This is a genomic window from Pseudomonas sp. GD03858 (genome assembly GCF_029840925.1).
Classification (GTDB): domain Bacteria; phylum Pseudomonadota; class Gammaproteobacteria; order Pseudomonadales; family Pseudomonadaceae; genus Aquipseudomonas.
Genome location: NZ_JAOCDM010000136.1, coordinates 1 through 13,351 on the forward strand (window position 1 = coordinate 1; position 13,351 = coordinate 13,351).

Sequence of the window (13,351 nt, forward strand, 5' to 3'; positions counted from 1 at the left end):
GCGATGCGCCGCGCGGGCGGCGCTCGATCTCATAGGCGCTGCAACTCTAACGGCGAACACCTCAAGGCCCTTGCTCGATCAACATCCCGCGCCGCAAAGACCTTGAAATGCATGTGCCTCAGAGCGGGTAGTGCTTGAGCTCGCGGGCGATCAGCATGCGCTGGATCTCGCTGGAGCCCTCGTAGATCTGGGTGATCCGCGCGTCGCGGTAGTACTTCTCCACCGGATAGTCCTCCAGGTAGCCGTAGCCGCCATGCACCTGAATGGCCATCGAGCACACCCGCTCAGCCATCTCCGAGGCGAACAGCTTGGCCTGCGAGGCTTCGGACAGGCACGGCTTGCCGGCCGTGCGCAGACGCGCGGCGTGCAGGATCAGCAGGCGCGCGGCGTTGATCCGTACCTGCATGTCAGCCAGCAGGTTGGCGATGCTCTGGTGTTCGTTGATCGGCTTGCCGAACTGGATGCGCTCGCGCGAATACAGCAGCGCGGCCTCGAACGCCGCCCGGGCGATGCCCAGGGCCTGGGCGGCGATGCCGATGCGCCCGCCTTCGAGGTTGGACAGGGCAATGGCCAGCCCCTTGCCTTGTTCGCCAAGCAGGTTGGCGGCGGGGATACGGCAGTCATCGAGGGTCACGGCGCAGGTGTCTGAGGCGCGGATGCCCATCTTGTGCTCGCTACGGTCGACCTTGAAGCCGGGGTTGTCGGTGGGCACCAGGAACGCCGACAGGCCTTTCTTGCCCAGCTGTGGGTCGGTCACGGCGAAGACGATCGCCAGCTTGGCCCGACGGGCGTTGCTGACGAACTGCTTGGCGCCGTTGATCACCCAGTGGCCGTCGACCAGCTCGGCGCGGGTTCGCAGGTTGTGGGCTTCGGACCCGGCCTGGGGTTCGGTCAGGCAGAAGCAGCCGATCACTTCGCCACTGGCCAGCTTCGGCAGCCAGGCCTGCTGCTGCTCCGGCGTGCCGTAGGCCAGCAGTGGGCCGCAGCCGACCGAGTTGTGAATGCTCATCATCGCGCCGGTGGCGCCATCGGCCGCGGAGATCTCCTCGACCGCCAGGGCATAGGCGACGTAGTCGGTGTAGCTGCCGCCGAACTGTTCCGGGGCGACCATGCCGAGCAGGCCCAGCTCGCCCATCTTGCGCACCACCTCGTCGTCGATCCAGCCGGCCTTTTCCCAGGCCTGGGCATGGGGCGCGATCTCGCCGCGGGCGAAGTCCCGGGCCATGTCGCGGATCATGATCTGCTCTTCGCTCAATTCCAGGTCTTGCATCTGTGTACTCCCGGGCTCACAGGCCTTCGAAGAATTGGTCGACCCGCTGGCGAGTCAGGCCCGCGAGGGTCGGCGGGTTCCAGCGGGGTTGCTTGTCCTTGTCGACGATCAGCGCGCGCACGCCTTCGATGATGTCGCCATGTTCGAACCACTGGCGATCGATGTGCAGCTCCATGGCGAAGCAGTCCTCCAGGGCCAGGTGGCGGCCCCGGCGCAGCAGTTCGAGGGTGACGGCCATGGCCAGGGGCGAGCGAGTCTCCAGCAGGTCGGCGGTGTCCAGCGCCCATTGCCGGGTATCGCCGATGCTCACGGCACGCAGCTGCTCGATGATGCTCGGCAGGTCGGGCAGGGCGAAGAAGTGGTCAATGGCTGGGCGCAACCGCGCCAGCGGCGCGTCGGCCAGGGTCTGGGTGCCGAGTCGGGCGAGCAGGCCTTGCAAGTCCTTGAGCGGGTGTTCGCCGAACGCCAGCTGATCGAGCCCATCGTCCAGCGCGGCCAGCCTGGCGCTGTCCAGGTACCAGTCGGCCAGCCCGCAGTACAGTGCGTCGGCGGCCTTGATCTGGCTGCCGCTCACACCCAGATAGATGCCCAGCTCGCCGGGCACGCGGGGCAGGAAGTAGCTGCCGCCGACATCCGGGAAGTAACCGATGCCCACCTCGGGCATGCCCAGGCGGCTGCGCTCGGTGACGATGCGCAGGTCACAGCCCTGGGCCAGGCCCATGCCGCCGCCGAGGGTGAAGCCGTCCATCAGCACCAGCACCGGCTTGCGGTAGCGGTGGATGCACAGGTCCAGGGCGTATTCCTCTTCGAAGAAGCTGTGGTGCAGCGTGTCGCCGGCCTTGAAACTGTCGTGCAGCGAGCGGATGTCGCCACCGGCGCAGAAGCCCTTGGGGCCCTCGCCACGCAGCATCACGGCATGTACCTGCGGGTCCTGGGCCCAGCGGTGCAGGTGTTTCTGCAGGCTGCGCACCATGTCGAGGGTAAGGGCGTTGAGCCCGGCGGGGCGATTGAGGGTGAGGTGGCCAATGTGGTTGCGGACCTCGGCCAGTACCTGATCCGTTGCCGAGGGTTGAGCGTGCGCGGTCATCGCGGTCTCCCTGCCTTGTTATTGATTTTCCAGATGAAGTCTGGGATGCGCGGGCGGATCGCTGGATCCTGTCATGCGAATTTGCCTTGCACAATTGGCAAATCTGCAGGGCGATGCTGCATTTTTGCGTGGTTGGCGCAGCCCGGACGGTCCGCTCACTTTACCGCCGAGACAGCTGTCGGCAACAGGCTGCTGACGGATTGGCGGGATGCTTCGGCGGCTGATGACCAGCCGCCGCCCAACGCGGTATAGAGGTTCACCTCGGCAACCAGTTGCGCCAGGCGGTCGCCGATCAGGCCTTGCTGGGCACTGAACAGCTCGCGCTGGGCATCGAGGAAGGTCAGGCTGCTGTCGACGCCTGTGCGGTAGCGGTTCTGCGCCAGGTCGTAGTAGCGCTGGCTGGCCGCCACCAGGTCACGCTGGGCCTGCAGTTGACGCTGGTAGGTGGCGCGCGCCGCGAGGCCATCGGACACCTCCTGGAAGGCTGTCTGGATGGCCTTTTCGTACTGGGCCACCTGAATGTCCTTCTGCAGGCGGGCATAGTCCAGGCTGGCCCTGAGATTGCCGGCATTGAACAGTGGCAGGCTGATCTGCGGCTGGAACAGCCAGCTTCCCGAGCCACCCTTGAACAGGTTCGACAGCTCCAGGCTGGAGCTGCCGGCATTGGCGGTCAGGCTGATGCTGGGGAAGAACGCGGCGCGGGCCGCGCCTATGTTGGCGTTGGCGGCCAGCAGTCGATGTTCGGCCTCGCGGATGTCCGGGCGGCGCTGCAGCAGTTGCGACGGCAATCCAGCCGGCATCTGGGCGATCAGCTCGCTGGCCAGCGGCAGGGCGGGCAGGGTGTCGGCCACCGGGCCGCCGACCAGCAGCGTCAACTGGTTCAGGTCCTGGGCCGCCAGCCGGCGATAGCGCGCCACGGCGGCGCGGGTGCTGTCGACCCGGGTCTGGGCCTGGATCTGGTCGAGCGCCGACAAAGTACCGGTGCGGCGTTGGCGGGTGGTCAGGCGCAGGCTCTGCTCGTCGGCGGCCAGGGTACGCCGGGACAGCTCCAGCAGCTCCTGGTCGGCCCGCCAGGTCAGGTACACGCTGGCGACGCTGGCCACCAGGCTGAGCTGCGCGCCACGGCGCGCCTCCTCACTGGCCAGGTAGCTTTCCAGGGCCTGCGCGCTGGCGCTGCGTACCCGGCCGAACAGGTCCAGCTCGTAGGCACTGATGCCAAGGTTCGCCGCGTAGCTGGACCTGATCATGCCGTCGCGACCGCCCGTCATGCTGCGCGGCAGGTACTGGCGCTGGCCATTGGCGTTGGCGGTGACGGCGGGCAGCAGCTCGGCGCGTTGGATACGGTACTGGGCGCGACTGGCCTCGACATTCAGCAAGGCCACGCGCAGGTCGCGGTTGTTGGCCAGCGCCATGTCGATCAGCTGGCGCAGCGCCGGGTCCTGGAACACCGCCTGCGATTGTCCCGCGATTGTGCCGGAGCTGGCGTCGGAATAGGCCGGGCCACTGGGGTACTGGCCGGCGACAGGGGCGTGCGGGCGCTGGTAGTCGGGGATCAGGCTGCAGCCAGCGATGGCCGCGGCCAGCAGGGCAAGGGGCAATCCACGCATGGGCTCTTCCTTGAAAATTCAGGCACCGGCCATCCAGCGCGCCAACCCATGGCGGCCACTTACGCCGAGCTTGGCCGTGGCGCGCTTGAGGTAGGTCTCCACCGAGCTGTTCTTGACGTTGAGCCGTTGCGCCATCTGCGGCACGGTGCCGCCGGTCAGCAAGCCCAGGCACACCTCCTGTTCGCGCGCCGACAGGCTGATGGCGCCCTGGGCCAGACGCTCACCGAAGGCCGCGCGCAGCGACCCCGGCGACAGCACCGGCATGAGCTGTGCGCAGAACGCGCGCTGTCGGACCGGCTGCCGCAGGGCGTGGTGCTCGACCAGCGGCAGCAGGGTGTCGGACAGGCTCTTGAGCAGGGACAGCTCGGCCAGGGTGAAGGCGCGCTGCTGGAGCAGGCGATGGCAGCCGATCAGCCAGCGGCGCTCGCCGCTGCATGACACCAGGCTGCACTGGTAGGCGCTCTGCGCCTGATAGCGCCGGCCCAGTGGCCGACGTGTCTGGACCAGCACCGGATCGTCCATCTGCAGGATGCTCTGCAGCAATGTGTCGGGCGGATCGTCACGCGGTGCGGATGGCTCGCCGGTCCCGGCAAAGCCCAGTGGCACGATGCGCTCGACACGGGCCTGGCGGCTGTCGAGCGTCCACTCGCTGAGGGTCAGCTGATGGATCGGCACCAGGGCATCGACCAGTTTGAACATCTGTCCGGCAAAATCATCGTCGCCACTGCTGGCTATCAGTTCGCCCAGTTGCAGGTACAGGTGCGGGGCGTGGTGTTGCGCCAGGCTGTCGGTCAGCTTCATAGAGGTCTTCTTCCTTGATTCGCGGCTTGCGGTGGACGGTCTCGTGGTCGAGTCCTCTCCTTCGAGGTCGGGGATGGCGGTATTCAAGCCGCCAGGGAAGGGCGGCGTCTGTAATGGAATCCCGGGACAGAAAATGCCACGGTTGGCTGGGCGCGCCAGGGGCCTGGCGCGCGGCAAGAAAGCCTGCAACCAGCAAGAAGTCGACAAATTGGCGCCATCAAGCCGTGAGATGTCGGATTTTTTCCGTGCCAGGCGCCCGACGTAAGTCGCTGGGCGGCTTGCGCCATGGCTAATCTCCTACACAAGAATCAGCGACCTGGACCGCTGATCCGCGGTGCCCGGGTGTGTCCGGGTTTCGGGGGCCATACAGTCGGCAAGGGGCAGTGCTTGAATCCGCGGACGATCAATCGCAAGGATGTCCACGCCCATGGCTGTCACCGACACTTTCCCCCTGACTTCCGCCCAGCGGGACATCTGGCTGGACCAGATCAGCCATGGCCAGTCGCCGCTGTACAACATCGGCGGCTATATCGAGCTTGACGGCGCCATCGACGTCGGCGTGCTGGAGCAGGCGTTGAACCATCTGGTGGCGTTGCACGACAGCTTGCGCACAGTGCTGCAGATCGGTGACGACGGCCTGCCGTTGCAGCGCTTCGACGCCGGTTTGACCCTGGCCCTGCCGGTCATTGATCTGAGTGATCGGATCGAGCCCGAAGCGAGCGCGACAAGGTTGATGCGAGAGCGCATGCAGCAGTGCTTCGCGTTGCAGGGTGGGCCGCTGGCACGCTTTTTCCTGGTTCGCCTGCGGCCCGGGTGCCACTGGCTCGCCGGCCAGGCACACCACCTGATCATCGATGGCTGGGGCTTCGACCAGCTGTTCGACACCTTGGGTCGCTACTACGGGCTGCTCGCCAGCGGATTGCCTCTGCCCGCGTCGGCACCGTCCTACCGGGCGTTCATCGGCGACGACAGCGCCTACCAGGCTTCACCTCGCCAGGCCCGCGATCGCGCCTATTGGTTGGCCAGGTACCAGACCGTGCCGGCGCCCCTGGTGCTGGCGAAGGCGCGTGCCGATACCGATGCGCGGGCACCGAGCCAGGCACTGGACCTGCCGTTCGAACCCAGGTTGCTGGCGCGCATGCGACAGCTGGCCGGCGAGCTGCAAGCGTCAGCCTTCCATGTGCTGCTGGCGGCCCTGCATGTGTGCTGCGTGCGTACCTGGCAGCGGGACGAATGGGTGGTCGGGATACCGGTGCGCAATCGCGCCAACGCACAGTTCAAGGCGACCCTGGGGTTGTTCGCCCAGGTCAGCGCCTTGCGCATGGACTTTGCCGACGCGCTGCCGTTCGCCGAATTGGTACGCGCGATCCGCGATGCCCTGAAACAGGATTTTCGCCACCAGCGCCTGGCCTTGAGCGAGCTCAACCGTGGCTTGGGCTTGCTGCGCGAAGCGCGCGGCCAGCTGTTCGAACTGAGCCTGTCCTATGAAGAAGATGCCAGCGCGCTGCGTTATGGCGACGTACCGGGCCGCAGCGTCAAGGTGTGCAACAGCCACGAGCCGACCCCCTTGGCCCTGCACCTGCGCAGCAACCGCCAGACTGGCGAGGCCTGGCTGCATCTGGTGTTCAATCTCGGCTGGTTCGACGCCGGCGAGATCAAGGCGCTGGCGGCGCGGCTGCTGCATGTGCTGGACCAGGGGTTGGCATCGCCCGATCTGCGCGTCGCGCAGTTCGACCTGCCGACCGCCGCCGAACACGCACAGCTGCGGGACTTCGCTCACGGTCGTCGCACGGCGGCCGACGAACGTTGCATTCATTGGCGCATCGCGCAGCAGGCAGCGAGCGCGCCCGACGCCATCGCCGCCTGGCATGAAGGCCGTAGCCTGAGCTACGGGGAGCTGAACGCGCGCGCCAACCACTTGGCCGAGCGCCTGATCGACCTGGGCGTGCTGCCCGAGGACCGCGTCGCGATCTGTGCCGAACGCGGCCTGGAAACCCTGGTCGGGCTGCTGGCGATTCTCAAGGCCGGCGCGGGCTACGTACCGCTGGACCCGGCCCATCCCGAGGCGCGCCTGGCCTACCTGCTGCAGGACTGCGCGCCGAAGGTGCTGTTGACGCGGTCCGCGCTGATGTCCCGGCTACCGGCCGACGGGCCGCCGCGATTGACGCTCGATCAAGGCATCCAGGCGCGCGCGGTCTGTCCCAAGGTGCGGGGCCTCGGCAGCGCCAACCTGGCCTATGTGATCTACACCTCGGGCTCCACCGGCCAACCCAAGGGCGTCATGGTGGAGCACGGCATGCTCGGCAACCTGGTCGACTGGCACCGCCGCGCGTTCGACCTGCGCGCGGGTGACCAGGTGTCCTGCCTGGCGGGCTTTGGCTTCGATGCCATGGCCTGGGAGGTCTGGCCGGCGCTGTGCAGCGGCGCCACCCTGCACCTGGCGCCGGTGCGCGAGGGGCCCGAGGATATCGATGCCTTGCTGCGCTGGTGGCGCGCCCAGCCGCTGGATATCAGCTTCCTGCCCACCCCGGTGGCCGAGCACGCCTTCGTCAATGGCCCGGACCACCCGACCTTGCGCACCTTGCTGATCGGCGGCGATCGCCTGCGCGGCCTGGCCCGCAATCCGCGCCACGCCGTGGTCAACAACTACGGCCCCACCGAAGCCACCGTGGTGGCCAGCTTCGGTGCCGTGCATGCCGGGCAAGCGCTGCACATCGGCGGACCGGTCGACAATGCTTGCCTGTATGTGCTCGATGAGCACCAGCGCTTGTCGCCGCCCGGGGTCGCCGGTGAGCTGTACATCGGTGGCAGGGGCGTTGCCCGGGGTTATCTCGGCCGCCCGCAAATGAGCGCCGAGCGTTTTCTCGACGACCCGTTCGACGACGCCCCCGGCGCGCGCATGTACCGCAGTGGCGACCTGGTGCGCTGGCAGGCCGACGGCACCTTGGAGTACCTGGGGCGTAATGACGAGCAGGTGAAGATCCGTGGCGTGCGGGTGGAGCTGGCCGAGATCGAGACCGCCCTGGCCCGTCATGGCGCCGTGCAGGAGTGCGTGGTGCTGTTGCAGGATGGCCAATTGACCGCCTGGTTCATCGGCGTGGCAGAGGTGGAACCACGCGAGTTGCACGAACACCTGGCCGGGCGCCTGCCGGCGGCGTTGCTGCCAAGCGCCTACGTGGCGCTGTCGCGCTGGCCGCTGACCGCCAACGGCAAGCTCGACCGCCAGGCCCTGCCGGCGCCCACTGAGCAGGCCAGCGTCCGCCGCGCCTACAGCGCGCCCATCGGTGTGACCGAGCAGCGCCTGGCGGCGCTGTGGGCCGAGTTGCTCGGCGTCGCGCGGGTCGGGCGGCACGATCACTTCTTCGAGCTGGGCGGGCACTCGCTGTTGGCCGTGCAACTGATCGAGCGCATGCGCCGCGAAGGCCTGCATGCCGATGTGCAGGTCCTGTTCGGCCAGCCGACCCTGGCCAGCCTCGCGGCGTCGGCCAGCGCCAATGGCGCTCCGACGCTGCCAGATAACCGAGTGCCTGCCGGTTGCCAGCGCATCACCCCCGACATGCTGGCGCTGACGACACTCGAGCAGTCGGCCATCGAGCGCATCGTCGCTGGCGTGCCCGGCGGCGCCGCCAACGTGCAGGAGATCTACCCGCTGGCGCCCCTGCAGCAAGGTCTGCTGTACCACCACATCAGCGACGCCCGCGATCCCTACCAGCAACAGGCGCTGTTCGCCTTCGCCAGCCGCGAGGCCTGGCAGGCTTTCGCCCAGGCCCTGCAGCAGGTGATCGAGCGCCACGATATCCTGCGCACCAGCCTGGCCTGGGAGGCGCAGGCGCAACCGCAGCAAGTGGTCTGGCGCCACGCCGAGTTGCCGGTCGAGGTGCTCCCTGCCGGCGAAGATGCCGAGGCCCGGCTCAAGGCGCGGGGCCAGGCGCTGGACCTGCGTCGCGCGCCGATGATGGCCCTGAGCGTCGCCGAGGCGCCGGAACAGGGGCGCTGGCTGGGCCTGCTGCGCTTTCATCACCTGGTCAACGATGCGCTGTCCCTCGAACTGCTGATGACCGAGTTGCGCGCCGTGCTTGGCGGGCAGGGGGGCGATCTGCCGGAGCCGGTGCCTTATCGCAATTTCGCCGCGGCGCATGCCGCGCCTGGCCGTGAGCAGCGGCACGAAGCGTTCTTCCGGCAGATGCTCGGCGACCTCGAGGCGCCTACCCGGGTGCTCGGCGTGGCCGGGCTGCCCGTTGCGCCCGAAACGCTGCAGACCTTGGAGCAGCCGTTGCCGCCGCGTTTGACCCAAGGGCTGCGGCGACTGGCACGCAGCGCCGATGTCAGCCTCGCCAGCCTGTTCCACCTGGCCTGGGCCCAAGTACTTGGCAGCCTCTCGGGCAGCGACGAGGTGGTGTTCGGCACGGTGCTGCTGGGGCGGCTGGCGGCGGGCGAAGGCGCCGAGCGGGCGCTGGGCATGTTCATCAACACCTTGCCCCTGCGCGTCAGCCTGGTGGGGCGCACGCTCGGCCAGGCCCTGGCGGACACCCACGAACGCCTGGCCGCGCTGCTGGCGCACGAGGATGCGCCCCAGGTGCTGGCCCAGCGCTGCAGCGCGTTGCCTGCGGGCGCTCCGTTGTTCGACAGTCTGCTGAACTTCCGCCATGGCACGCGACAGCGGATGGCGCGGTTGCCCGGGGTGGAGCTGCTGGACGCCAGCGAGGTGGTCAGCCAGCCGCTGATGCTCGCGGTCGACGATCTTGGCCAGGTTCTCCAGCTGAGCCTGCGGGCACCGCGCAGCCTGGGCGTCGAGCGATTGCTGGGCTACCTGTCCACCACCCTGGAGGGCCTGCTCGAATCAGATCTGGACACGCCGCTGACGCAACTGTGCAGCGTGCCTGCCAGCGAACTGCACGCACTGCTGGTCGAACTCAACACCACCGAGGACCCGCGCAGCCCTCTGGGACAGACCTGGCCCGCGTTGTTCGCCCGACAGGTGCAACGTACCCCCGATGCCATTGCGCTGCAGGCCGGCGAAGACAGCCTCAGCTACCGCCAGCTCGACGCTCGGGCCAATCGCCTGGCCCACCACCTGATCGAACTGGGCGTGCGCCCCGATACTCGGGTGGCGATCTGCATCGAACGCAGCCTGGCACTGCTGGTGGGCTTGCTCGGCATTCTCAAGGCGGGTGGCGCCTATGTGCCGCTGGATCCCGGATACCCGGACGAACGCCTGCGCTACATGCTCGCCGACAGCGCGCCGCTGGCAGCGCTGGTACATGACGCTACCGCAGGCCTGCTGGCCGGGAGCGACGTTGCCCAGGTCAATCTGGATCGTGAAGACTGGCGGCGCTTCTCGGAACAGGCGCCGCAGGTCCCTGGGCTGAACGCCCGGCACCTGGCCTATGTGCTCTACACCTCAGGCTCCACCGGCACGCCCAAGGGGGTGATGGTGGAGCATCGAGGCTTGTGCAACCTGATGCACTGGGGATCGGGCCTGTGCCCGCCAAGGCCGGGCGATGCGTTGCTGCAGCGCGCGCCGTTCAGCTTCGACGGCTCGGTGTGGGAGTTGTTCTGGCCATTGGCGGCAGGGCTGCGTCTGGTGCTGGCGCGGCCGGATGGCCACCGCGACCCGCTCTACCTCGCCGAGCTTATCCGGCAACGTGCGGTGACCACCGTCAAGTTCGTACCAGCCCTGCTGCATCAGTTCCTTGAGGTCGAGGGGGTGGAGCGCTGCACCAGCCTTACCGATATTTTCTGTGGCGGCGGCGAACTGACCCTGGCCCTGGCCAACGCAGTGCGCCAGCGCCTGCCGCGGGTGCGTCTGCACAACGTCTACGGTCCCACCGAAGCCACCGTCGACAGTACTGCCTGGACCCTGGAGCCCGATCAACCGTTACCGGCCAGCGCTCCGCCGATCGGTCGGGCGATCTGCAATACGCGGCTGTACCTGCTCGATGCCCATGATCGCCCGGTGCCGTTAGGCGCGGTGGGGCAGTTGCATATCGGCGGTGTCGGCGTGGCGCGCGGCTACCTCGGCCTGCCGGCCTTGCAGGCCGAGCGCTTCATCGCCAGCCCGTTCGTGGCCGGCGATCGGCTGTACCGCAGCGGCGACCTGGCGCGCTACCGCGAGGACGGCGAACTGGAGTTCCTGGGTCGCAACGACTTCCAGCTCAAACTGCGCGGGTTGCGGGTCGAGCCCGGCGAGATCGAGGCACAGCTGGCGAACCATCCAGGCATCGAGCAGGCGGTGGTGCTGATGCGCGACGAGCGTCTGGTGGCCTACTTCACCTGTCGCGCCGGCCAGGCCACGCCTGGGCCGCAGGTGCTGCGCAGCCATATGCTGGCCCGCCTGCCGGAGTACCTGGTGCCGTCGGCCTTCGTCGCCCTGGCGCAGTGGCCGTTGAGTCCCAGTGGCAAGGTCGATCGCCAGGCGCTGCCCGAGCCTGGCCCAGAATCGATCATCAGCCGGCAGTACGTTGCCCCCGAGGGCGAGCTGGAGACCGCCCTGGCGCAGATCTGGGGCGAGGTGCTGCGCATCGAGCAGATCGGCCGCGACGACAACTTCTTCGAACTGGGCGGGCATTCGCTGCTGGCCGTGAGCCTGGTGGCGCGCATGCGCCAGGCCGGCCTGCATGCCGACGCGCGGAGTCTGTTCAGCCAGCCGACCCTGGCCGCCCTGGCGGCCAGCACACGCTTGCAGCAGGCCCAGGTCGAGGTGCCGCGCACCACCATACCCGGGTTGCAGGCGCGCCGCCGGCTCTGATGCCCACAGGTGAACCCGCTCCCACAGGACTGGACCGCACGGCGTGCGCCGAGCACGGTCGTCGTGGGCGCGGGTTTGCCCGCGAAGAGGCCGGCGCAGACGGCGCGCCGGGAATGTCCCCACTTCCCCTGTCAGCCCCACCACGGCTGATCCATTAGTTTCACGACCATTCCCCTACTGGCAAAGCAGGATGCTTACCCATGCCCCTGAGCGAATTGATGGCTGTGCTCTCCACCCGTGCGATCCGACTGCAGCGCGAGGCCGACGACCTGATCGTGCTCGGCGCCGACGATGCGCTGGACGACGCCCTGTGGCAGGCCCTGGCCGAGCATAAAGCGGCGCTGCTGGCGCTGCTGGCGCTGCTGGCCGGGCAGGGCGACGACTGGGTGAGCCCGGCGCTGCGTATAACCCCGGACATGTTGCCGTTGGTGCAACTGGATCAGGCCGCGATCGAGCGCATCGTCGCCACGGTGCCGGGTGGCGCGGCCAACGTGCAGGACATCTATCCCCTGGCGCCGCTGCAGGAAGGCATGCTCTATCACCATCTGGCAACGGACGCGGGTGATCCCTACGTGCTGCAGGTCCAGCTGCGCTTCGCCAGCAGCGCGCACCTGGACGCCTTTGCCCAAGCCTTGGGCCAGGTGATCCAGCGCCACGATATCCTGCGCACGGCGCTGGCCTGGGAGGCACTGGATGCGCCGTTGCAGGTGGTCTGGCGCAATGCGCCACTGACGCGCGAGGCGGTCGCGGTGCCGCCGGGCGAAGAACCGTTGGGTCTGCTGCGGGCGCGTTTCGACAGTGGCCATTACCGCATGGACCTGCAGCGCGCGCCGCTCTTGCGCCTGGCCCACGGCCAAGGCAGCGACGGCCAGGTGGTGGCGTTGCTGCTGTTCCATCACAGCGTTCTGGATCACACGGGGCTGGATATCGTGCGCCGCGAGATCCATGCCTGCCTGACAGGGGCGGGCGACAACCTGCCGGCGGCGGTGCCGTTTCGCGACCTGCTGGCCAGGGCCAGGTTGGCCATGGATGAACAGGCGCACGAAGCGTTCTTCAACGACATGCTCGCCGACATCGAAGAGCCGACGCTGGCGTTCGCTGTCGAGGCCCTGGCCGGGCAGCCAGTCGAAGAAGCGCGCCTGACCTTGCCGTTGTCACTCAGCCAACGCCTGCGCAGTTGCGCGCGTCAGCTCGGTGCGAGCCCGGCGAGCGTCATGCACCTGGCGATGGCCCGCTTGCTGGGCGCACTGTCCGGGCGTGACAGCGTGGTGTTCGGCAGCGTGTTGCTCGGGCGCATGAGCGCCGGGGCCGATGCCGAGCAGGCCTTGGGCATGTTCATCAACACCTTGCCGCTGCGCGTCGACCTGGGCGGGCAGGGGGTGCGCGATGGCCTGCTGGCCACCCATCAACGCCTCACCGCGCTGCTCGACCACGAGCAGGCACCGCTGGCCCTGGCCCAGCGCTGCAGTGGCGTGACCGCGCCGACGCCATTGTTCAACAGCATGCTCAACTACCGTCACAGCGCCGCGGGCGATGCCGAGGCGGTGATCGAGATGGCACCGGGCATCGAAGTGGTCGGGGCCGAGGAGCGTACCAACTATCCGCTGAGCCTGGCGGTCGACGACCTGGGCGAAGACCTGCGCCTGACCGTGCAGGCCCTGGCAGTCTGGGGCGCGCAGCGCCTGTGCGGGCAGTTGCGGCAGATCATCGGCGAACTGGTCGATGCGCTGGAGCGGTCGCCGCAGCTACCGCTGCTCGATCTGCCGGTCCTGGCAGCCGACGAGCGTCGTCAGGTGCTGGAGGACTTCAACCGCAGCGAGGTGCCCCACGACCTGACG

Annotated in this window: 6 protein-coding genes; 2 read left to right on the plus strand and 4 right to left on the minus strand. The window is 68.2% G+C overall.

What is annotated here, in order from left to right:
- Positions 1-118 precede the first annotated feature (118 nt).
- The 4 genes from N5D48_RS23690 to N5D48_RS23705 form a co-directional block, all read right to left on the minus strand.
- A complete protein-coding gene (locus tag N5D48_RS23690; RefSeq protein ID WP_279888442.1) occupies positions 119-1,270 on the minus strand; it encodes an acyl-CoA dehydrogenase family protein in 1,152 nt (383 codons plus the stop codon).
- A gap of 16 nt (positions 1,271-1,286) precedes the next feature.
- Positions 1,287-2,357: an enoyl-CoA hydratase/isomerase family protein gene (locus tag N5D48_RS23695; protein WP_279888443.1), complete on the minus strand. Its 1,071-nt coding sequence runs from the start codon at positions 2,355-2,357 to the stop codon at positions 1,287-1,289.
- Between the two features lie 155 nt (positions 2,358-2,512).
- Positions 2,513-3,964, minus strand: coding sequence for an efflux transporter outer membrane subunit (locus tag N5D48_RS23700; RefSeq protein WP_279888444.1), 1,452 nt, complete (start codon positions 3,962-3,964; stop codon positions 2,513-2,515).
- A gap of 18 nt (positions 3,965-3,982) precedes the next feature.
- Positions 3,983-4,765, minus strand: a complete 783-nt coding sequence (locus N5D48_RS23705) for a helix-turn-helix transcriptional regulator (protein ID WP_279888445.1) — start codon at positions 4,763-4,765, stop codon at positions 3,983-3,985.
- A 427-nt stretch (positions 4,766-5,192) separates the two neighbouring features.
- Between N5D48_RS23705 and N5D48_RS23710 the strand changes: the two genes are divergently transcribed.
- Positions 5,193-11,513 (plus strand): non-ribosomal peptide synthetase, encoded by a 6,321-nt coding sequence (locus tag N5D48_RS23710; RefSeq protein WP_279888446.1) that lies wholly within the window; start codon positions 5,193-5,195, stop codon positions 11,511-11,513.
- 200 nt (positions 11,514-11,713) lie between these two features.
- Positions 11,714-13,351: condensation domain-containing protein (locus N5D48_RS23715; RefSeq protein ID WP_279888447.1), on the plus strand; the 1,638-nt coding region annotated here is incomplete at its 3' end.

Coding starts and splice junctions, on each gene's coding strand:
- N5D48_RS23690 (WP_279888442.1), bottom strand. CDS start 1,270: ATGCAAGACCTGGAATTGAGCGAAGAGCAGATCATGATCCGCGACATG.
- N5D48_RS23695 (WP_279888443.1), bottom strand. CDS start 2,357: ATGACCGCGCACGCTCAACCCTCGGCAACGGATCAGGTACTGGCCGAG.
- N5D48_RS23710 (WP_279888446.1), top strand. CDS start 5,193: ATGGCTGTCACCGACACTTTCCCCCTGACTTCCGCCCAGCGGGACATC.
- N5D48_RS23705 (WP_279888445.1), bottom strand. CDS start 4,765: ATGAAGCTGACCGACAGCCTGGCGCAACACCACGCCCCGCACCTGTAC.
- N5D48_RS23700 (WP_279888444.1), bottom strand. CDS start 3,964: ATGCGTGGATTGCCCCTTGCCCTGCTGGCCGCGGCCATCGCTGGCTGC.